General features: G+C 73.2%; 22 protein-coding genes and 1 pseudogene. 18 read left to right on the top strand and 5 right to left on the bottom strand.

The annotated features are described in order from the left end of the window. Window positions 1–536, bottom strand: a 536-nt coding sequence (locus ACH495_RS28395; protein ID WP_396860774.1) for an acyl-CoA dehydrogenase family protein, incomplete at its 3' end; no start/stop codon positions are given. A 123-nt stretch (window positions 537–659) separates the two neighbouring features. Between ACH495_RS28395 and ACH495_RS28390 the strand changes: the two genes are divergently transcribed. Genes ACH495_RS28390 through ACH495_RS28365 form a run of 6 tightly spaced genes read left to right on the top strand, consistent with a single transcriptional unit; the run spans window position 660 to window position 5,282 of the window. Continuing rightward, window positions 660–1,631, top strand: a complete 972-nt coding sequence (locus tag ACH495_RS28390) for a nuclear transport factor 2 family protein (RefSeq protein ID WP_396860773.1) — start codon at window positions 660–662, stop codon at window positions 1,629–1,631. Further along, window positions 1,628–2,377, top strand: a complete 750-nt coding sequence (locus tag ACH495_RS28385) for a nitroreductase family protein (RefSeq protein WP_396860772.1) — start codon at window positions 1,628–1,630, stop codon at window positions 2,375–2,377. Before ACH495_RS28390 ends, ACH495_RS28385 begins: the two co-directional genes overlap by 4 nt. After that, the gene (locus tag ACH495_RS28380; protein WP_396860771.1) at window positions 2,374–3,084 is read left to right on the top strand and encodes a nitroreductase family protein; all 711 of its coding nucleotides are present in this window, start codon (window positions 2,374–2,376) and stop codon (window positions 3,082–3,084) included. The genes ACH495_RS28385 and ACH495_RS28380 overlap by 4 nt, the downstream gene beginning before the upstream one ends. Next, the gene (locus tag ACH495_RS28375; protein ID WP_396860770.1) at window positions 3,081–4,037 is read left to right on the top strand and encodes a zinc-binding dehydrogenase; all 957 of its coding nucleotides are present in this window, start codon (window positions 3,081–3,083) and stop codon (window positions 4,035–4,037) included. The genes ACH495_RS28380 and ACH495_RS28375 overlap by 4 nt, the downstream gene beginning before the upstream one ends. Further along, window positions 4,034–4,756: an enoyl-CoA hydratase/isomerase family protein gene (locus ACH495_RS28370; RefSeq protein ID WP_396860769.1), complete on the top strand. Its 723-nt coding sequence runs from the start codon at window positions 4,034–4,036 to the stop codon at window positions 4,754–4,756. Before ACH495_RS28375 ends, ACH495_RS28370 begins: the two co-directional genes overlap by 4 nt. Before the next feature lie 37 nt (window positions 4,757–4,793). Next, window positions 4,794–5,282 (top strand): MaoC family dehydratase, encoded by a 489-nt coding sequence (locus ACH495_RS28365; protein ID WP_396860768.1) that lies wholly within the window; start codon window positions 4,794–4,796, stop codon window positions 5,280–5,282. Between the two features lie 22 nt (window positions 5,283–5,304). Here the strand turns inward: ACH495_RS28365 and ACH495_RS28360 are convergent, their stop codons facing one another. The 3 genes from ACH495_RS28360 to ACH495_RS28350 are packed head-to-tail and all read right to left on the bottom strand — an operon-like array spanning window position 5,305 to window position 7,369. Continuing rightward, the gene (locus ACH495_RS28360) at window positions 5,305–5,817 is read right to left on the bottom strand and encodes a flavin reductase family protein (protein ID WP_396860767.1); all 513 of its coding nucleotides are present in this window, start codon (window positions 5,815–5,817) and stop codon (window positions 5,305–5,307) included. Further along, window positions 5,817–6,635 carry a VOC family protein gene (locus ACH495_RS28355; RefSeq protein ID WP_396860766.1) on the bottom strand — a complete coding sequence of 273 codons (819 nt, stop codon included), beginning with the start codon at window positions 6,633–6,635 and terminating at the stop codon, window positions 5,817–5,819. Before ACH495_RS28355 ends, ACH495_RS28360 begins: the two co-directional genes overlap by 1 nt. After that, window positions 6,632–7,369: an enoyl-CoA hydratase/isomerase family protein gene (locus ACH495_RS28350; RefSeq protein ID WP_396860765.1), complete on the bottom strand. Its 738-nt coding sequence runs from the start codon at window positions 7,367–7,369 to the stop codon at window positions 6,632–6,634. The genes ACH495_RS28355 and ACH495_RS28350 overlap by 4 nt, the downstream gene beginning before the upstream one ends. Window positions 7,370–7,560: 191 nt before the next feature. On the opposite strand from ACH495_RS28350, the gene ACH495_RS28345 reads away from it, so the two are divergent. The 12 genes and pseudogenes from ACH495_RS28345 (at window position 7,561) to ACH495_RS28290 (ending at window position 19,653) form a co-directional block, all read left to right on the top strand. Then, window positions 7,561–9,084: an ABC transporter substrate-binding protein gene (locus ACH495_RS28345; RefSeq protein WP_396860764.1), complete on the top strand. Its 1,524-nt coding sequence runs from the start codon at window positions 7,561–7,563 to the stop codon at window positions 9,082–9,084. A gap of 2 nt (window positions 9,085–9,086) precedes the next feature. Further along, window positions 9,087–9,932, top strand: a complete 846-nt coding sequence (locus ACH495_RS28340; RefSeq protein ID WP_396860763.1) for an ABC transporter ATP-binding protein — start codon at window positions 9,087–9,089, stop codon at window positions 9,930–9,932. After that, on the top strand, window positions 9,929–10,852 hold the full coding sequence (locus ACH495_RS28335) for an ABC transporter permease (RefSeq protein WP_396860762.1): 924 nt from the start codon (window positions 9,929–9,931) through the stop codon (window positions 10,850–10,852). Before ACH495_RS28340 ends, ACH495_RS28335 begins: the two co-directional genes overlap by 4 nt. After that, a complete protein-coding gene (locus tag ACH495_RS28330; protein ID WP_396860761.1) occupies window positions 10,849–11,748 on the top strand; it encodes an ABC transporter permease in 900 nt (299 codons plus the stop codon). The genes ACH495_RS28335 and ACH495_RS28330 overlap by 4 nt, the downstream gene beginning before the upstream one ends. Next, entirely contained in the window at window positions 11,745–12,536 is a 792-nt protein-coding gene (locus ACH495_RS28325) for an ABC transporter ATP-binding protein (RefSeq protein WP_396860760.1), read from the top strand. Before ACH495_RS28330 ends, ACH495_RS28325 begins: the two co-directional genes overlap by 4 nt. Before the next feature lie 17 nt (window positions 12,537–12,553). After that, window positions 12,554–13,972 (top strand): zinc ribbon domain-containing protein, encoded by a 1,419-nt coding sequence (locus ACH495_RS28320; RefSeq protein ID WP_396860759.1) that lies wholly within the window; start codon window positions 12,554–12,556, stop codon window positions 13,970–13,972. Further along, the gene (locus ACH495_RS28315) at window positions 13,962–15,146 is read left to right on the top strand and encodes an acetyl-CoA acetyltransferase (protein ID WP_396860758.1); all 1,185 of its coding nucleotides are present in this window, start codon (window positions 13,962–13,964) and stop codon (window positions 15,144–15,146) included. The genes ACH495_RS28320 and ACH495_RS28315 overlap by 11 nt, the downstream gene beginning before the upstream one ends. After that, window positions 15,143–16,054: an SDR family NAD(P)-dependent oxidoreductase gene (locus ACH495_RS28310; RefSeq protein WP_396860757.1), complete on the top strand. Its 912-nt coding sequence runs from the start codon at window positions 15,143–15,145 to the stop codon at window positions 16,052–16,054. Before ACH495_RS28315 ends, ACH495_RS28310 begins: the two co-directional genes overlap by 4 nt. 32 nt (window positions 16,055–16,086) lie before the next feature. Then, on the top strand, window positions 16,087–16,581 hold the full coding sequence (locus ACH495_RS28305; RefSeq protein WP_281940048.1) for a VOC family protein: 495 nt from the start codon (window positions 16,087–16,089) through the stop codon (window positions 16,579–16,581). Next, window positions 16,581–18,107, top strand: a complete 1,527-nt coding sequence (locus ACH495_RS28300) for a class I adenylate-forming enzyme family protein (RefSeq protein ID WP_396860756.1) — start codon at window positions 16,581–16,583, stop codon at window positions 18,105–18,107. The genes ACH495_RS28305 and ACH495_RS28300 overlap by 1 nt, the downstream gene beginning before the upstream one ends. Further along, window positions 18,104–19,146, top strand: a pseudogene (locus tag ACH495_RS28295) (AMP-binding protein); the annotation flags it as partial. The gene ACH495_RS28300 and the pseudogene ACH495_RS28295, both read left to right, overlap by 4 nt. A 171-nt stretch (window positions 19,147–19,317) precedes the next feature. Next, complete coding sequence (locus ACH495_RS28290) at window positions 19,318–19,653, top strand: hypothetical protein (protein WP_396860779.1); 336 nt, start codon at window positions 19,318–19,320, stop codon at window positions 19,651–19,653. 9 nt (window positions 19,654–19,662) lie between these two features. Here ACH495_RS28290 and ACH495_RS28285 read toward each other — a convergent pair whose 3' ends face one another. Beyond that, window positions 19,663–20,634, bottom strand: a complete 972-nt coding sequence (locus ACH495_RS28285) for an MBL fold metallo-hydrolase (protein ID WP_396860755.1) — start codon at window positions 20,632–20,634, stop codon at window positions 19,663–19,665. Between the last annotated feature and the right edge of the window lie 33 nt (window positions 20,635–20,667).

Here is a 20,667-nt window from a genome sequence, read left to right as displayed (position 1 = left end):
GACCGGGCCGTGGGGTCGGTCACCGCGAAGACGGTGTAGTACTCGGAGACGCCCGCGTTGGTGATCCACCGCTTCACGCCGTTGAGCACCCAGTGGTCGCCGTCACGCACCGCCCGGGTGGTCATCGACGCCGCGTCACTGCCCGCCTCCGGCTCGGAGAGGCAGTAGGAGAACATCGCGTCACCCGATGCGACCGGCGTCAGGTATGTCCGCTTCAGCTCCTCGGAGCCGGCCAGCAGCAGCGGCATGGTGCCCAGCTTGTTGACCGCCGGGATCAGTGACGACGAGGCGCAGGCGCGTGCGATCTCCTCGATGACGATCGCGGTGGCGAGGGCGTCGGCGCCGGCGCCGCCGTACTCGACCGGGACGTGCGGCGCGTGGAAGTCGGCGGCGCGCAGCGCGTCGTAGGCGTTCTGCGGGAACTGGGCGGTCTCGTCGGCGATGGCGGCGTGCGGTGCGACCTTGTCGTCGCATACGTCTCGCACGGCCTCCCGCACCGCCGCGTGCTCCTCGGGCAGTTGGTACGCCTCGAACACCGCAAAGACCCCCTCGTCGCTGACCTGGCTCGGATAATACCATCCGGTCGGTATGTAGTACCCCCTTGAGTTGTCCGTCGCCGACGTGTTAGATACCCACCAGTCGGAATGTTGGAGGCCGGGATGACACGCGCGGTCCGGGCGGGAATGGACTTCATCTCCGCGCTCGACCGGGGGAGCCTCGGCGGCCTCGCTCGCCTGTGCGCCCCGGACGCGACCTGGTGGGTCGACACCGGTCCGGACCGGCGCGGTGGCGACCCGGACCTGGCGCCGACCGGCAGCGGGCGTTTCCCGCTGCACGGCGTCATGCGGATGGACGACAAGCTCGCGCTGATGCGCGCGCTCGGCCCCGGCGCGTTCCCCACCGGCTGCCGCCAGATCCCGCGTCGCGTCGTCGCCGGGGACGACACCTGCGTCATCGAGGTCGAGGGGTACGGCGTGCACGCCGGTGGGCTGGAGTACGCCAACCGCTACGGCTTCGTCTTCGACGTCGACCCGGCCGGCGCCGTGGTCGCGGTGCGCGAGTACCTCGACACCAGCCACGCGCAACACGTGGTGGGCGGCGGCGCGGCCGTCCCCCGCAGCAGCCTCGACCGCCGCCCGGCCCGCGCCGCGTCCGGTCCCGCCGCCGCGCCCCGGCCCCTGCGGGCCGCGCTGGCCATGTGGCCGGCCCTGGCCCGGGGCGACCTCGACGCGTTCGGCGCCCTCTTCACCGCCGACGCCACCTGGTGGACCGACTCCGGCCGGCACCGTGACCGGGGCCGGCTGCACGGGTGGGGCGATCTCGACGCCAACGGCCCGTTCCACGGCCGGGTGCCGATGACCGCGAAGCTCGCCGCGATGCGGGCACGTCTCGCCGGCGGCGCGTACCGGTCGGCCGCGGTCGAGGTGACCGCCGACCGGTGGGTCGTCGACGACACGCTCGTCGCCGTCGAGGCCCACGGCGACGCCACGCTCGGCGACGGGTCCCGCTACCAGAACCGCTACCTCTGGATCGTCGACGTGCGTGCCGGTGGCATCGCCGAGGTCCGGGAGTACTGCGACACCCTGCACATCGCCGACCTGATGGGCTTCGACGCGGAGGTCGGCCGATGACGCTGCCGTTCACCGACCTCAACCACGTGCTGACCACCACCCGGTCGGTGCGCCTACGCCTGGACTACGACCGCCCGGTGCCGATCGACCTGATCGGCGAGTGCCTGCAACTCGCCCTGCAGGCGCCCACCGGCGGCGGTGCCGAGGACTGGCGTTGGCTCGTCGTCGGCGACCCGGCGCTCAAGGCCGAGCTGGCGACGCTCTACCACGCCGCCTACCTCACGTATGTGCACGAGCCGCTGCACAGCGAGGCGGGCGCGGAGAGCGAGACCGTCCGGGGACGCCTCGGTGGTGTCGACGCGGACGGCACGGTCAGCGCCCGGACCGCGCGGATCCTGCGGGGCGCCGAGCACCTGGCGCGCACCATCGGCCGGGCGCCCTACCTCGTCATTCCCTGCGCGACCCGGCCCAACCCGGCCACCGGCGGACCCGGCACGAACTCCGCCCTCTACGGGTCGCTCTATCCGGCGATCTGGCAGTTCAACCTGGCCCTGCGGGCACGCGGGCTGGGCACGGTCATCACCACCCTGCACCTGCACCACGCGGCGTCCGCCGCCGCGCTGCTCGGCATCCCCGACGACGCGCTGCAGATCACCATGCTGCCGGTCGCCCACACCCGCGGCACCGACTTCAGGGTCGCGGCCCGCCGGCCGGTGAGCAGCGTCAGCTACCTCGACCGGTGGGGAGTGCCGTTGCCCTACCGGGACAAGCCCGTCGACCGCCTCACCGGGGAGGACCACGTATGAGTACCGCTGTGATCACCGACATCGACGAGGTGCTGACGACCACCCGGGCGGTGCGACACCGGATGGACTTCGACCGGCCAGTGGGCCGCGCCGTCGTCGAGGAGTGCCTGCGCTTGGCGCAGCAGGCGCCGATGGGCTCCAACCTGGAGGACTGGCGCGCCGTTGCGGTCGACGACCCGGCGCTGCGGCGGAAGCTGTCCGAGCTCTACACCGAGATCTGGTACGAGACGGTCGAGCGTCCGCTGGCCGACGGCGAGGCGGCCACCACCACCCGGCTGTCGCCGGCGGTCCGTGGCGACCCGTCGGCCCAGGCCCGGCAGCGCCGGGTCCTCGCCGCGGTGAAGCACCTCGTCGACCACCTGGCCGAGGTGCCCGTCCTGGTCGTCCTGTGCAGCACCAAGCCGATCCCCGAGCGACCGGTCGGCGGCGGCGCGTCCGGGTACTACGGCTCGATCTTCCCGTTCGCCTGGTCGTTCCAGCTCGCGCTGCGATCCCGGGGCCTCGGCTCGGTGCTGGCCACCGCCATGGCGCACCGGGCCACCCGGGTACGGGCGGTGCTCGGCCTGCCCGACGGATGGCGACCGGTCACGCTCATCCCGGTCGCGTACACCAAGGGTCTGGCCTTCCGCCCCGCGGCCCGGGCCGATCTCGCCGACGTGGCGTTCTGGAACGGGCCCACCGAGCGGGCCGGAACGGCGTCGGCATGAGAGCCGCCTACGTCGTCGAGCCCTCCGCCGACCACCCGGTCGACGCGCTGCGCGTCGGCGACCTCGACGCCCCGCCGGCGCCCGCCGGCTGGGTGAGCGTCGACGTGCGGGCCGGCGCGCTGAACATGCACGACATCTGGAGCCTGCGCGGTGTCGGCGTCCCACCCTCCGACGGTCCCCGCGTCCTCGGCAGCGACGCGGCAGGCGTGGCCGGGGACCGTGAGGTGATCGTCTATCCCGTGCTGCCCACCGCGCCGACCGGCCGGACCGTCACCCACGCGACTCTGCTGCCGGACGCCGGCCACGGCGTCCTCGCCGAGCGCGTCGTGGTGCCGGCGGCGCACCTGGTGCCCAAGCCCGCCGGGCTGAGCTGGGCCGAGGCGGCGAGCCTGCCCACGGCCTGGCTGACCGCGTACCGCATGTTGTTCACCCGGGCGGCGCTCTCGCCCGGGCAGGTGGTGCTCGTCCAGGGCGCGGGTGGCGGCGTCGCGACCGCCGCGACCTGCCTCGCCGTGGCCGCCGGCGCCATCGTCATGGTCACCTCCCGCTCCCCGGCGAAACGGGAGCGGACGCTGGCCCTCGGCGCGGCCGTCGCTCTGGACAGCGGCGAGCGGACACCCGAGTTGGCCGACGTCGTCGTCGAGACCGTCGGCCCGGCGACGTTCGCGCACTCGGTCCGCTCGACCCGGGCCGGCGGCGCCGTCGTGGTGTGCGGCGGCACGAGCGGCTTCACCGCCCACCTGGACCTGCCCCGCCTGTTCGCCCGGGAGATCACCGTCCACGGCTCGACCATGGGCACGCTCGACGAACTCCGGGCCCTGGTCGAGTTCGTCGACACCCACCACGTCCGGCCGGTCGTGGACAGCGTCGTCGACCTCGCCGACATCCACCGCCAGGCCGGTCGGATGCTCGCCGGCACCGGCTTCGGCAAGCTCTGCGTGAGTGTGTCGTGAGCTCCGTCGTGGTGACCCGCCGCGGTCCCGCCCTGTGGGCGCGGATCGACCGCGCCGGCGCCGGCAACGCCTGCGACAGCACGGTGCTGGCCGGTCTCGAAGGGTGGCTCGCCGGGGCGACCGATCCGGACGTCCGGGTGCTCGTGCTCACCGGGACCGGCCGGAGCTTCTGCGCCGGGGCCGACCTCGCCGAGGCCACCGGCCTGCTCGGCGATCTGCCCGCGCTGCTGGCCTTCCTCGACCGGGGCCGCCGCCTGGTCCGCCGGATGCGGGCGGCGGAGCTGCCCACCGTCGCGGCGGTCAACGGGGCGGCCTTCGGCGGCGGTCTGGAACTGCTGCTCGCCTGCGACATCGCGGTCGCCGCCGACAGTGCCCGGATCGGCGACCGGCACCTCGCCGTCGGCCAGGTGCCGGGCTGGGGATCCAGCGTGCTGCTGCCGCTCGCCGTCGGTCCGGCGCTCGCCCGGCGGCTGCTGGTCACCGGCGAGACCTGGTCGGCCGCGGAGTCCGCGCGCCGCGGCCTGGTCAGTGGGACTGTCGCCGACGACCAACTGGTCGCGCACGTCGACGCGCTGGCGGCGGCTGTCGCGGCCCTCGACCCGACGGCGGTCCGGCGGATGCTGCGCCTCGCCCGGCCCGTCGTCGCGGACGCGGCCTGGGAGCGCGAGTGGGCGACGCTCACCGCGCACGTCACGGCCCAGGCGACCGGCGTTGAGTGACACTTCCGGACCGACCATGCGAAACGGAGTCCCGCAGATGCGAGCCACCAGACGAACCACCGTACGCACGCCGAACGACCTGCTGGAGCTGGTCGGCGTGGAGCTGGGCGTCAGCGCGCCTCAGGTGGTGACCCAGGGGCAGGTCGACCAGTTCGCCGACGTCACCGGCGACCACCAGTGGATCCACGTCGACGTCGAGCGGGCGCGGTCCGGGCCGTTCGGCACCACTGTCGTGCACGGCTTCCTGACTCTGTCCCTGGTTCCCCGGCTGCTGGCCGACATCCTCGAGGTGCAGACGTTCTCGATGGGTGTCAACTACGGGCTGGACCGGGTCCGGTTCGTCAAGCCGTTGCCGCCGGGCGTCGAGATCCAGGGCGTCGCCACGCTCGTCTCGGCCGCGCCGATCCCCGCCCCGACGGCCGGAGGGGCCGCCGGGGTGCAGGCCAAGGCATCGGTGGCGGTGGAGTTCGTCGACGGGTCGCAGCCCTGCTGCGTGGCCGAGATCCTGTTCCGCTACTACGACTGAGCCCGCGCCGGCGGGCCGGCGCTCACTCGCTCGCCGCGCGCGACGGCGTGACGAACCGACCCCGGTAGAACGACAGCGCCGGCACGTCCGTCGGCTTCAGGTGGACCCGGTCGACGTCGAGCAGGAAGATCACGTGATCGCCGCTGGTGATCACCTCGTCGCGCACCCCGGCGAGGATCGCCGGGGTGCCGGGGAGCAGCGGTACGCCGTCCGGGCCGGGCACCCAGGACACACCGCTGAGCCGTTCGGCGCCGGACAGGCCCGAGGTGGCGAACCGTCGGGCCACGTCCTCCTGGTCCTGGCCGAGGATGTGGATGGCGATCCGGTCGGACCCCATCAGCACGGGGAAGCTCGACGAGTGGCTGGTGACGCAGAAGAGCACCTTCGCCGGTTCGAGCGAGACCGAGGTGAACGAGTTGACGGTCAGCGCGGCGACGGCGCCGTCCGCGGCCACCGCGGTCACCGCGGTGACGCCGGTGGGGAAGTGTCCGCACACCTGGCGGAACTCGGCGGAGTCGAACAGGGGCTCGGCCATCATCGGTTCACCGCCGGGTCGAGGGAGTCGTGGTCGGGCCGCAGCCCGTCTTCGAGCTGGATGAGGCAGAGCGTGTGTCCACCGGGGTCCTTCACCAGGTGCAGCCGCCCGTGCGGGCTGTCCACCGGTCCGACAGTCGGTTGCCCGCCCAGGGCGGCGACCCGGGCCACCGCGTCGTCGAGGGACGCGACCGCGAAGTAGGTGATCCACTTCGACGGGATCGGGTTGGGCCACTCGTTGTCGAGTTCGAGGACGCCGGCGACCGGGACGTCGCCGAGCATCAGCAGGGTGTAGGGCCGCGTGGTGGGTGAGTCGCCGCGCTGCCGGGTGGTGTAGCCGAACAGGGAGCGGTAGTAGGCCACCGAAGCGGCGGGCTCCCCGGTGTCCAGCTCGTTCCAGCACAACGCGCCGACCGAGTTCAGTGCCTGGACGCCGGCGCGGGATTCGCCCTGGTAGAGACCGAAGGCCGCGCCGAAGGGGTCGACGACCGCCGCGCCGGTGCCGGCCGCCGGCAGGTATCGGGGTGGCGTGACCAGTTCGCCGCCGAGCGCCACCGCCTGGCGGGTGGACCGGGTGATGTCGTCGACGGCGAAGTAGGTGATCCAGCCCCGGGGGCGGTCGCCGTGCAGCGCGGCGGCGTCGGAGATCCCGGCGACGTCGCGGCCGTCGACGCCGCACATCCGGTAGGTCGTGGCGCCCAGCCGTTCGGCGCGGATCGTCCAGCCGAGCAGCGAGCGGTAGAACGTCTCGACCCGCTCCGGGTCGGGGGTGCACAGCTCCACCCAGACCGCCTCGCCGGGCTGGAATCGATGGCTCATCCGGAGGCTCCCTGCGTGGTCGGGCCCGCGACGATGGTGCGGGCCGAGATGTCGTACGCCTGGTCGGCGGTGCCGGTGGCCAGGCTCGACTCGACGACGGCGACCACCGCCCGCAGTGTCGGTCCGGGCACGGCCAGCAGCGTGTCGACGAGGTCGTCCACCGCGTGGTCGAGGTCGTCGTCGTCGACCACCTCGACGACCAGTCCCCAGGCGAGCAGTTGCCGGGCGGTCGCGGTCGCCGCGCCGGTCAGCAGGTGGTAGGCGTGCTGGCGGGGTAGCGACCGGGCGATGGTGTGGCCGACGCCGGCGGGGGCGAAGCCGTACCGGGCCTCCGGGAGGGACAGCCGGGCGTCGGCCGCGGCGATCGGCAGGTGCACGGCGCTGAGCAGGCCGGCGCCGAAACCGATGATCCGCCCTCGGACGGCGGCGACGACGGGCACCGGGAGGCGCCGGATCCGGTGCAGCGCCGCGTCGCTGGCGCGTAGGTCGGCGGCGACCGTCTCCGTGGTGGCGCCGGCCAACGCGGCGAAGGCGGTGGTGTCCCAGCCGCCGCAGAAGTGTCGACCGGCCATGTCGAGCCGGATCACCACGCAGCGCTCGTCGGCGGCGGCGGTCTCCAGCGTGTCGACGAGGTCGTGCAGGCCGGCGTGGTCGAAGCAGTTGCCGCGCGCCGCGTTGTCGTAGCGGACCCGCGCGAGGCGGCCGTCGTGCCCATGGGTGAGGGTGATGGTCACGACAGGATCATACATACCGGTCGGTATGAAGACAACGTCGCTGGTTGGCCCGGCTCTGTCACACGAATGTCATGGACGGGATACCCGTGCGACCCGTTGACTTGATACCGGCTGGTCGGTACTTTGTGGCGAACGTCACCGCCGCCTCACGCGGAAGACATGACGGGTCCATCGCTGTGAAGGACACCACGATGATCATGAAGTCCTTGCGTTCCCGGCGCTTCCTGGCAGTCGCCACCGCCCTGACTCTCGCGAGCGCCGGCCTGACCGGATGCGGCGGCTCCGACTCCGACGACGCCGGCGCGTCCGGCACGGCCACCATCCGGGCTCTGCTCGCCGCCCAACCGGCGACGCTCGACCCGATCGTGGGCGCACGCTCCGCCCAGATCGTCTGGGCGACGATGCTCGAACCCCTGATCGACACCGGCGACGACCTGACGCCCACCGACACCGGCCTGGTGACGAGCTGGACCCGCACCGACGCCACCACCTGGACCTTCAAGGTCCGGCCGGACATCAGCTTCAGCAACGGCGAGAAGGCCGACGCGGCAGCGGTCGCCAACACCATCACGCTCACCCGGGACAGCGCCGCGTCGCAGCTCAAGTCCTACTTCGGCAACGTCACCGCGATCGAGGCGCCGGACGCCACCACCGTCGTGGTCAAGACGAAGACCCCGCAGTACGACATCCCCGACCTGCTCACCACCGTCTACCTGGTGCCGCCGAAGTACTACCAGGAGAAGGGCTCGGAGGGCTTCGCCGCCGCACCGGTCGGCACCGGCCCGTACGTCTGGGGCGGCGCGAACGCCGGCCGCGACATCTCGGTCAAGCGCAACCCCGACTACTGGGGCACCAAGGCGACGAACGAGGGCGTCACCTTCACCTGGGCGAACGAGGCCGCCCAGCGGCTCGCGTTGATCCAGAGCAAGAGCGTCGACGTCTCCTTCGACCTGCCGCCGGCGCAGGCGAGCGCGGCCAAGGCGGCAGGCGTGAACGTGGTGAGCACCGAGACCGCCATGAAGATCATCGCGTTCCTCGACTCGACAAAGGCGCCGTTCGACGACCCGAAGTTGCGCGAGGCGGCGGCGCTGGCCGTCGACCGCGACGCGATCGTCAAGGGCATCTTCGACGGCCAGGCGGTGCCCGACGCCGGCCTGCTCAACGTCCGACCCGGTCAGCAGCCGACGCAGAGCGTGACCGCCGACCCCGCCAAGGCCAAGGAGCTCGTCGGCGGCGCGACCCCGAGCGTGCAGATCAGCTATCCGGCGGCGCAGTACACCAACATCGAGGAGGTCTCGCAGGCCGTCGGCGGCAGCCTGGAGAAGGCCGGCTTCAAGGTGACCTACGTGCCGCTCGACTACGGCACGCTGGTCAAGCGGATCATCGGCCGCCAGGTGCCCGGCATCGCGATCTTCGCCGGCGTCCCGAACGTCGCCGTGCCGGACTACTTCGTCAGCGGCTTCATGAAGACGAAGTCGATCACCGGCAACTGCCCCGACCCGCAGATCGACGCGCTCGCCCAGCAGGCGTTGGAGCAGGACGGCGCCGAGCAGGCCACCCCGATCTACGAGCAGCTCAACACCATCGGCGTGGTCCAGAAGCACTGCTACGTCCCGCTCTACCGGCAGGTGTTCAACTACGCCACCGGCCCGGGTGTCTCCGGAGTGGTGTTCGGCCCGCTGAACACCGTGGACTTCACGAAGACGACCCGCTGACGATGGCCGAGGTAGTGGAGACGGGGGTGCCGGGCGACGTCGGCCGGCACCCCCGCACCCCGGCGGTGGACCCGCCCGTGCTGGTGGTCGACGACCTCGTGGTGGAGCACCGCAACGACCGCACCGGTGAGGTCTTCCGGGCCGTCGACCGGGTGTCGCTGCGCATCGGGGCCGGCGAGAGCGTGGCCGTCGTCGGCGAGTCCGGCTCCGGCAAGACCACGCTCGCGATGGCCGCCACCGGCCTGGGCCCGCGCGGCGGAGGCGACATCCGGCTGCTCGGCCACCCGCTGCACGCGACCAGCCGCAGCCAACTGCGTCGGCTTCGCCCCGACGTGCAGGTGGTGTTCCAGGATCCGCACGGCTCGCTGGACCCCCGCCAGTCGGTCCGGTCCGGGCTGCGGGAGCTGCGCTCGCTGCAACCCGAGCGGACCTCCTGGATCGGCGACGCCGACCTGCTCGGCCGGGTCCGGCTCGCCCCGGACCTGCTCGACCGCTACCCCCACCAGCTCTCCGGCGGTCAGGCGCAACGGGTCTGCATCGCCCGCGCCCTGCTCATGCGCCCGCGCCTGATCGTCGCCGACGAGCCGACCTCCGGCCTCGACGTCTCCGTCCAGGCCGACGTGCTGGCCCTGCTCCGGCAGATCCGGGCGACCACCGGCGCGGCACTGCTGATGATCAGCCACGACCTGGCCGTGGTCCGCTCGGTCTGCGACTCGGTGCACGTGATGTACCGGGGCCGGGTCGTCGAGGCCGGGCCCTGCGAGACGGTCTTCGGCACACCCGAGCACGACTACACCCGCGAACTGCTCGCCGCGATGCCCGGCGCGCGATGGAGGTCCCGCCGATGAAGGCCCGCACCGTACGCCGCGTCGGCGGCCGGCTCGCCTCGCTGTTCGCCTCCCTGCTCATCGCGCTCAGCCTGGCGTTCCTGCTCGGCCGCCTCTCCGGCGACCCGACCGCCACCATCCTCGGCCCGATGGCCCCGCCCGAGCAGCGCGAGGCGCTGCGCCACCAGCTCGGCCTGGACCTGCCCGTCGTCGTCCAGTACCTCGACTACCTCCGGGGCGTCTTCACCGGTGACCTCGGCCAGTCGCTGCAGTTCTACCAGTCGAACGTCTCGATGATCGCCGACCGGTTGCCGTACACGCTCCAGCTCGTCGGCGCCGGCATGGCGCTGGCACTGCTCGTCGGCGTCCCGCTCGGGGTGCTCGCGGCGACCCGGGAGGGCACCTGGTGGGACCGGGGGGCCTCCACGCTCGCGCTGCTCGGGCAGTCGGTGCCGGTCTTCTGGTTCGGGATGATGCTCGTGGTGCTCTTCGCCGTGCAGCTCGGCTGGTTGCCCGCCGGGCAGTCGGGCAGCCCGAGGCACCTGGTGCTGCCCGCCCTCACCATGTCGGTCTACCCGATGGCGCACATCGCCCGACTCACCCGGGCGTCGATGAGCGACGCGTTGGCGGAGCCCTACATCGACTCCGCCCGCGCCCGGGGCATCAGCGCCGGCCGGGTGGTGTGGCGGCACGCCTTCAAGAACGCCATGATGCCGATCCTGACCATCGTCGTGCTCCAGACCGGCATCCTGCTCTCCGGCGCGGTCGCGGTCGAGTACGTCTACTCCTGGCCGGGGCTCGGGCAGCTCGCGTTGCAGGCCATCCAGTTCCGCGACTTCCCGCTCGTGCAGGCCATCGTCGTCTTCGGCGCGCTGGTCTTCGTGCTGCTGAACCTGCTCGTCGACGTGCTGCACTCCATCGTCGACCCGAGGGTGCGGTGACCACCGTGAGCCAACTCGAACTCGACCCCGTCGCCGCCACCGTGCCGCCGCCCAGGCGGGCCGGCCGCCGCGGGCGTACCTCGGTCTTCTGGCTGGCGGTGCCGCTGGTGGTGGCCGCCGTCGCGGTGTTCGTGCTGCCCCTGACCGGCCTGCTGCCGGAGGCCGGTCAGGACCTGGCCGCGACCCGCCGGCCGCCGGCCTTCCTCGACGGCGGCACCTGGGCGCATCCGCTCGGCACCGACAAGCTCGGCCAGGACCTGCTCACCCAGTTCGTCTCGGCCGGCCGGCTGACCATCGTGATCGGCCTGGTCGGCGCGCTCGTGGCGATCGGCCCCGGCACGCTGCTCGGTCTGCTGGCCGGCTACTTCCGGGGCGGCGTCGACCGGGTCATCTCGATCCTCATCGACGCCCAGCTCGCCCTGCCGTTCATCCTGGTCGCCCTCGCCATCATCGCGAACCGGGGCAGCTCGCTGCCGGTGCTGTTCCTGGTGCTGGCGCTCACCGGCTGGGCGGTGTGCGCCCGGGTCACCCGCGCGGCGACGCTGGCGATCCGGGAACGCCAGTTCGTCATCGGCCTGCGCGCCGCCGGCGCCTCGGAAGCCCGGATCGTGTTCCGGCACATCCTGCCCAACCTGGCCGGCACCATCGTCGCGCTCGGCACCCTCCAGGTCGGCACCGCGATCCTGGTCGAGAGCGCGCTGAGCTTCCTCGGCCTGGGCGTGGTCCCCCCGATGAACAGCTGGGGCTCGATGCTGGCCTCCGGCCAGGACGAGCTGAGCCAGGCCTGGTGGATCGCGTTCTTCCCCGGCCTCGCCATCACAGTGCTGGTGCTCCTGGTGAACCTCCTCGGGGACGCGCTGCTCACCCACCACGACCCGCGGAAGAGGCGCCGATGACCGCACTGCTGGAGCTGTCCGGACTGTCCGTCACCGCCCGGCTCGCCGACGGCGAGCTGCGCCTGCTGGACGACGTCGACCTGCGGATCCGCCGGGGCCAGATCGTCGGCGTGGTCGGCGAGTCCGGCAGCGGCAAGACCACCCTGGCCCGCGCCGTGGTCGGCCTGCTCGACCGCAACGTACGGGTCGAGCGGGGCAGCATCGCGCTCGCCGGTGACGTGGTGGTCGCCCCCGGCGTCGACCGGACCGACCGGGTCCGGGGCAGCGCCGTGGGCATGGTCTTCCAGGACGCCTCCCGGTCGTTGAACCCGCTGATGAAGGTCCGCACCCAGCTCGCCGAGGTGCTGCGTCGCCACGTCCGCGACATCACCCGGGCCGAGGTCGAGCGGCGCTCGGTGGAGGTGCTGGCGCAGATGCGCATCACCGACCCCCCACGCGTCCTGGACAGCTATCCCCACCAGCTCTCCGGCGGGCTCCGGCAACGGGTCGCCATCGGCCTCGCCGTCGTCACCCGCCCCGCGCTGGTGATCGCCGACGAGTGCACCACCGCCCTGGACGTGACCACCCAGACCAAGGTCGTCGACCTGTTCCGCACCCTGGTCGACGAGCTCGGCATCGGCCTGCTGTTCGTCACCCACGACCTGATGCTGGCCAGCGACCTCTGCCACCGGATCGCGGTGATGAGCGGCGGCCGGGTCGTCGAGCAGGGCGACGCGACGGACGTGCTGGACCACCCGCGGCAGGACTACACCCGGCGCCTGCTCGCCGCCATTCCCTCGTGGAGCTGAAGGAGAACGCGCGCCCCATGTCCGAACAGCCCGGCATCGACGCCTACGCGGCCTACCTACCGGCGTACGCGCTCGACGACACCAGACTGGACGCGACCGAGCCGCCGCGTGCCGGTGGCCCGGTCCGCGGCGTCGCCGCGTACGACGAGGACGCCGTCACCATGGCCGTCGAGGCGTTGCGGCACATCGCCGCCGACACCCCGGCGGGCCGGCAGCTGCTGCTCGCCACCACCAGCGCGCCGTACGAGGCGAAGACCTCGGCCGGGATCGTGCACGAGGCCCTGGGACTGGACCCCGGCGTGACCGCGCTCGACCTGCGCGGCCACCGCGCCGGCGCGTCCGCCCTCGACCTGGTGCTGCGGGCCGGCGCCACGGCGGCGCTGGCCGACGTGCGGACCACCCGGCCCGGCGCGCCCGACGAACTGGCCCAGGGGGACGCCGCCGCGGCGTTCGTCGGTGGCCTTCGGGCCGCCGTGCTCCTCGCGCGCGTCGGCCGGACCGCCGAGGTGCTGGACCGGTGGCGGCTGCCCGGGGAGCGGCACGACCGGGTCTGGGACGAACGGTTCACCGCCGAGATCCTCGTCGCCGCCGGCCTCGACGCCGCCCGCCGGGCCTTGGCCGAGGCGTCCCTCGACACGGTCGACCAGGTGGTCGTGTCGTCGTCGAACCCGCGGGCCGCGACGGCGCTGCGCCGGGCGCTCGGCGGCTCGGGGCAGGACGCGGCCATCGAGCGGGCCACCGGCTTCACCGGCGCCGCCCACCCCGGGCTGCTGCTCGCCGCCGCGCTCGACGAGGCACCGCCCGGTCAGAGCATCCTGCTGCTGTCCGCCACCGAGGGCGCCGATGCGTTCGTGCTGCGGGTCGGTGCCGGGGTGCGCGCGGCGCGCGGCGGGCCGTCGGTACGCGCGCAGCTCGCCGCGCGGCAGCGCCTCGGCTACGGCCGCTACCTGCGGTGGCGCGGGCTGCTCGACGTGCAGGGACCGGCCCGGCCGGCGGCGCCGGCGCCGGCCGCCCCGCCGATGCACCGGCGGGCCGGCTGGAAGTACCGGCTGGAGGGCAGCCGGTGCGACACCTGCGGCCGGGTCACCACGCCGCCCGGTCGGGTCTGCGCGTCCTGCGGCGTCGACGGGTCGGGCGCCGCGACCGCGAAGGTCTCGCTGCGCGACCGCACTGCCCGGGTGGTCTCGGCCACCCGGGACCACCTGACGACCATGCCGGAGCCGGAGGTCGCCATCGTCGTCGCCGACTCCGACGGCGGCGGCCGGCTCAGCGCGTACGCCACCGACGTCCCGCCCGGCGACGTCGTGGTGGGCATGCCGATGACCCCCACCTTCCGGCGGCTCTGGACCACCGACTCGATCCACAACTACTTCTGGAAGCTCCGCCCGGCCCGTCCGGAAACCGCGCCAGGGAAGGACACCGCTGATGGCCAGTAGGCGTACCGCGCAGGACGTCGCGATCGTCGCGATGGGCTGCACCCCGTTCCGGGACCACTGGGACCGCTCCGCCGACGACCTGCTCGTCGACGCCGTGCGGGAGTGCGTCGGCTCGCTGCCCGACGTCACGCTCGACGACGTCGACGCGTTCTGGGTCGGCACCCAGGGCTCGGGCATGTCCGGGCAGACCCTGGCCCGCCCGCTGCGGCTGGTCGGCAAGCCCGTCACCCGGGTCGAGAACTACTGCGCCACCGGGTCGGAGGCGTTCCGCAACGCGGCGTTCGCGGTCGCGTCCGGGGCGTACGACATGGTGATGGCGACGGGGGTGGAGAAGCTGAAGGACTCCTCGTACTCCGGCCTGTCGGCGGTGTTCCCGCCGGCCGACGGCACCGACGTGGACTGGACCGCGCCGGCCGGGTTCTCCCTGCTCGCCCCGGCCTATCAGGAGGCGTACGGGGTGGACGCCGGGCAGATGCGGGGCGCGCTGACGAAGGTCGCCATGAAGAACCACGCCAACGGCGCCCGCAACGAGCGCGCCCAGTTCCGCAAGGCGGTCTCCGCTGAGACCGTGGAGAACTCGCCGCGGATCGCCGGGCCGCTCGGGGTGATGGACTGCTCGGGCGTCTCCGACGGCGCGGCGGCGGCGATCCTGGTCCGGGCCGAGGACGCCCACCGGTACACCGACAAGCCCGTCTTCCTGCGGGGGATGAGCTTCGTCGCCGGCTCGGGGGCCGGGCTGGCCGCCGACGGCTACGACTTCACCACCTTCCCCGAGGTGGTCGCCGCGGCCGGCGAGGCGTACGCGCAGGCGGGCGTCACCGACCCGGCGTCGGAGATCTCGCTGGCCGAGGTGCACGACTGCTTCACCCCGACCGAGGTGGTGCTGATGGAGGATCTCGGCTTCTCCGCGCGCGGCAAGGCGTGGCGCGACATCCTCGACGGCCGCTACGACCTCGACGGGGCGCTGCCGGTCAACACCGACGGCGGCCTGAAGTCGTTCGGCCATCCGATCGGCGCGACCGGGCTGCGGATGATGTTCGAGTGCTTCACCCAGCTCCGGGGGGAGGCCGGTCCACGGCAGGTGCCCGACGCCCGGCTGGCGGTCGCGCAGAACCTCGGCGGGCAGCCGGGCTCCTGCGTCGCGTTCGTCGCGGTCCTGGGGAACCAGCGATGAGCGGCCGGGTCACCCTCGACGGCCGGGTCGTGATCGTCACCGGCGCCGGCAACGGCATCGGCCGGGCGCACGCGCTGGCCCTCGCCGAGCGGGGCGCCTCGGTGGTCGTCAACGACCTCGGCGGCACGGTCCACGGCTCGGGTTCCTCGGGCGCGGCCGAGCGGGTCGTCGCGGAGATCCGCGCGGCCGGCGGTGTCGCCGTCGCGTCGACCGACTCGGTGGCCACCGCCGCCGGGGGCGCCGACCTCGTCGGCCGGGCGATCGACGGGTTCGGCCGGATCGACGCGGTCATCCACAACGCCGGCATCCTGCGCGACCGGACGCTGGCCAAGATGGCCGACGAGGACGTACGCGCGGTGCTCGACGTGCACCTGGCCGGCGCGTTCCACGTGCTGCGCCCCGCCTGGCCGCACCTGGTCGAGCGGGGGTACGGCCGGATCGTGCTGACCAGTTCGTCGTCCGGCCTGTTCGGCAACTTCGGCCAGGCCAACTACGGGGCCGCCAAGACCGGCCTGATCGGTCTGATGAACGTGCTCGCGTTGGAGGGCGCCCGCCGGGGCATCCTGGTCAACGCGATCGCGCCCACCGCGGCGACCCGGATGACCGAGAACCTCCTCGGTGAGCTGACCGACCGGTTCGACCCGCGGCACGTCGCCGCGGTGGCCACCTTCCTCGCCTCCGAGCAGTGCCGGCTCAACCGGCACATCCTCACCGTCGGGGGCGGCCGGGTCGGGCGGATCTTCCTGGGCGTCACCCCCGGCTGGTACGGCGGGACCGAGCCGGCCTCGCCCGACGACATCCTCGACGCCGTCGACGACATCTGCCGGCTCGACGACTTCATCGTCCCGGACAGCGGCGCCGACGAGGTCACGCTGATCCAGCGGGTCCTCGGCGGGCCGTCCGCCTGAGACGACGCGGACCACACAGAAAGCGAGTCATCATGCCGGTCAGCGAAGTGCACCACGTGGCCATGACCGTCTCCGACGTCGACCGCGCCGCGGACTTCTACGAGCGGGCGCTGGGCTACCGCCGGACGTTGCGTACCGAGGTCGGCGGCCCCGGGATCGAGGTGTCGCTGGGGCTGCCCGCCGGCACCACCGGCCGGGTCCAGTACCTCCAGGGGCCCAGCCGGATCGGGCAGCTCGAACTCATCGAGTGGAACGGCGTCAAGACCCGCACGGCCACCGCCGGGCACCTGGAGCTGGGCACCTTCCTGCTCAGCTTCGAGGTGCCGCGCGACGAGCTGGACGAGCTGCACCAGCGGCTGGTCGACCTGGGCGCGGAGTGCCTGTCCGCGCCGAACCGGGTGCTGCTGGAGAACTACGGCCACATCACCGCCTTCGCCGCCCGCGACCTCGACGGCAACCTGCTCGAGTTCGTGTCCCTGCCGTCCCGGGAGGAGATCCTGGCCCGGCGGCGGGGGAGCGACGACTGATGGCCGGCAGCAACGTCACCGAGACGCTGCGCCGCCAGGCGTTGCGCCGCGCCGACTCCGAGGCGCTGGTCGACGGCGACGCCCGCTGGACGTACGCCGAGCTGGACGCGGACGTCGACCGGCACGCGGCGGCGCTGCGGGACGCCGGCCTCGGCGACGGTGACCTGGTCGGGGTGCTGGGGCGCAACACCGCCACCTACGTCATCGAGCTGCTGGCGCTGAGCCGGCTCGGCGCGATCTCGGTGCCGCTGAACTGGCGGCTGCACGTCGACGAGCAGGCGTACGTCATCACGCAGGCCGGCATCACCGGCCTGCTCTACGACGACGACTTCGCCGACGACGTGGCCCGGTTGGCGACCGCGACCGGGCTGCGGACCCTCGTCGCCAACGGCGATCGGGTGGTCGCCGGCGCCCGGCGGCTGGCCGACCTGCGGGACCGGCAACCGTCGGGGGTGCGGGTGGCCGACGCGGAGAAGGGGCCCGCCGACATCCACCGGCTGCTCTACACCTCGGGCACCACGGCGCGGCCCAAGGGCGTCATCCACACCTGCGGGAACCTCACCGCGAACCACTTCGCGCAGATCCTCGAACTGGAACTCACGTCCGCCGACCGGATCCTCGTCTCCGCGCCGCTGTTCCACGTCAGCGGGCTGGAGGCGCCCGGCCTGGCGACGTTCGTGGCCGGCGCGACGATGGTGCTCACGCCGACGTTCACGCCGGCCGACATCGCCCGGATCGCGGCCGGGGAACGCGTCACCGGCATGGTCCTGGCCGCGCAGATCCTGTTCGGACTGCTCGACCTCGACGAGCCGCCGGACCTCTCGTCGCTGCGCTACCTGCTCTTCGCCGGCGTGGCGCCCGGCGTGCGGCGCGAGGTGAAGCGCCGGCTGCCGCACGTGCGCCTGGTCGACACGTTCGGCATGACCGAGCTGTGCAACGGGGTCTGCTACCTGGACGCCGCCCACGAGGAGTCCAAGCTGGGCGCGCTGGGGGCGCCGTTCCCCGGCGTGCACATCCGGATCGTCGACGAGCACTTCCGGCCGGTCGGCCCCGACGTCGAGGGGGAGATCATCGTGCGGGGGGAGAAGGTCTCTCCCGGCTACTGGAAGGACGACGAGGCCAACCGGCGTACCCGGCGTGACGGCTGGTTCCTCACCGGCGACATCGGGCGGATCGACGCCGACGGCTACCTGTGGTTCGTCGACCGCCGCGCCGACCTGATCAAGTCCGGCGGGGAGAACATCGCCGGCGCCGAGATCGAGCGGGTCCTCGCCCAACACCCGGACGTGGCCGAGGTCGCCGTGATCGGGGTGCCGGACCCACGGTGGGACGAGGTCCCCAAGGCGTTCGTCATCCTCACCGAGGGGGCGGTCACCACCGCCGACGAGTTGCGCGAGCACTGCCGGGCCAGCCTGGCCCGGTACAAGGTGCCGAAGTACGTGCAGATCGTGGCGTCGCTGCCGCGAAACGACTCCGGCAAGGTCCTGAAGAAGGGCCTGCGCGAGGCCGAGGCGGCCCGGGGATGAGCACCGCGAACCTCGCCGCGATGCTGGCCGGCAACGCCCGCCGGTTCGCCGACGCCGACGCGCTCGTCTTCGAGGGCCGCCGGTGGACCCACCGGCAGCTCGACGACGACGTCAACGCCCTGGCCGCCGGCCTGTCGGCCGAGGGCGTACGCCGGGACAGCCGGGTGGCGATCGTGGCGAACAACGTGCCCGAGTTCCTGCTCCTGTCGCTGGCGCTGGCGAAGCTCGGCGCGGTCTTCGTGCCGCTGAACTATCGGCTCACGCCCGCCGAGTGGCCCAACTTCTGGGGCACGCGCGGGTCGAGGCGGTCGCGACGGTGCCGGAGTACGCGGGGCTCACCGGCGCCGCCGTCGCCGGCCTGCCGGACGTACGCCGGTTCGCGCTGGAGCCGATCGACGGCGGCTGGCTCGACCTGCGGGCCCTCGTCGAGGCGAACCGGGGTGCCCGGGTCGCCGACGCCGACCTCGACGACACGGCGCTGCAACGGATCGTCTACACCTCCGGCACGACCAGCCTGCCCAAGGGCGTCCTGCTCACCCACGGCAACGTGAACATGAACATGCACGCCCAGATCGTCGAGCTCGGGCTGCGGCCGACCGACCGGGTCCTGAACGTCGCGCCGCTCTACCACGTCGGCGGCACCGACCTGCCCGGCTACGGCATCTGGCACGTCGGCGGCTGCATGGTGCTGCACCGGCGGTTCGAGCCGGCGGCGGTGCTGCGGGCGATCGAGACGGAACGGATCACCGGCATGGTGCTGGCGGCGACGATGCTCGACATGGTCCGCCGGGAGGCGACCGCCGGGGCGGACCTGTCGTCGGTGCGGTGGCTCATCTACTCCCAGGTGACGTCCGCGTTGTTCGGCGTGGCGCGGGGGCTGTTCCCGAACGCCCGGCTGATCGAGGGCTACGGCCTCACCGAGACGTGCAGCGGGCTGACCTATCTCGACGCCGCGCACCAGGAGTCCAAGCAGGGCTCGGTCGGCATTCCGGTGCCGTGGGTGCAGGTCCGGGTGGTCGACCCGGACGGCGACGACGTGCCGGTCGGCGTGGACGGCGAGGTGGTCGCGCGGGGACCGAAGGTGAGCCCCGGCTACCTCGACGACCCGGAGGCGACCCGCGGCGCGTTTCGGGACGGCTGGTTCCACACCGGTGACATCGGCTGCTTCGACGCCGACGGCTACCTCTACATCCGCGACCGGCTCAAGGACATGATCCGCAGCGGCGGGGAGAACATGTCCAGCGCCGAGATCGAGAACGTGCTCGCCGACCATCCGCTCGTGCTGGCCGCGTCCGTGGTGGCGGCGCCGCATCCGGTGTGGCTGGAGGTCCCGGCCGCGTTCGTGATCGGCCGGCCGGGGTTGAGCCCGGAGGCGCTGATGGCGCACGCGCGGCAGCGGCTCGGCCGGTTCAAGCTCCCGAAGGAGGTCTACCTGGTGCCGGAGTTCCCGACCAACCCGTCGGGCAAGGTGCTCAAGCGGGCGCTTCGGGAGCTGCGGTCCTCGTTGCGGCCGGACTGGACGTACGACGAGGCCCGGCGGGACTGAGCGGTCCGGTCACCGGGCGGTGTTCGCGGCGTGGCGCAGCAGCGCGAGCGTGTGCACGAGCGCGAACCGCCGGGTGCCGCGACCCAGCTCGTCCCACGGCTTCTTCCAGGTCGTCCGCCGCGCGAGGTCCCAGGCGGTCGCGCCGTCGCCGATCAGGCCGCGCACGGCCTCGACCTCGTCGCGGTGGAAGGCCGCGAGCGCGTCGGCGCGGGCGGCGACGTCCCGGTACGGGAACTGGTGCGCGGGGCAGGCGATCTCGGCGCCGAGGTCCCGGATGCGTCGGAGCGACCGGAACAGGTCCGCGGCCGGGTCGTCCTCGGGGCGGCTCACGATGGCGAGCTGGGTGGGTCCCTCGGCCATCATGGTGTCGCCGGTGAAGACCAGGCCGCGGGTGTCGAAGTAGACAGTGTGCCCGTAGGTGTGCCCGGGGGTGGGCACGGCGTGGATGGTCACGTCGCCGAAGCGGAACTCCGTCCGGCCGGTCAGGCCGACGTCGAGGCGCAGGCTCTCGTGGTGCACGGCGACCTCGACCGCGTCGGCGTACATGCCGTCGACGACGTCGGGTGGGGCGCCGGTGAGGCCGAGCGCGGTCCGGAGCTGCTGGAGGAAGCTGCCGCGGCGCCGGTGCATGGTGGCGAAGTCGTCGGCGCCACCCATGACGATCCGCGCGCCGGAGACGGCCCGCAGCCGGTCGGCGAAGCCGACGTGGTCCGGGTGGTTGTGGGTGAGCAGGACGGTGGAGATGGCGTCGACCCGGTGCCCGATGGACGCGAGCGACCGCTGGAACGACGCCCAGCAGCTCGGGTGGTCGTAGCCGGCGTCCACGAGGACCGGGCCGTCGCTCGTGTCGACCAGGAAGACGGTGATGGACCGCAGGGCGCTGCCGTGCAGGGGGACGGGGACGGCCCAGACGCCGTCGACGACCTCGGTGGGGGCGGGCACCTGGCGGGCTCGCCAGCTGGCGGCGTGTACGTCGCTCACGGGTATGGACATCGTCCGGGGGCTCCCTTACTG

The sequence above is a fragment of the Micromonospora sp. NPDC018662 genome (genome assembly GCF_044391475.1).
Lineage (GTDB): Bacteria > Actinomycetota > Actinomycetes > Mycobacteriales > Micromonosporaceae > Micromonospora.
This window is presented reverse-complemented; position numbering and strand designations above follow the sequence as displayed.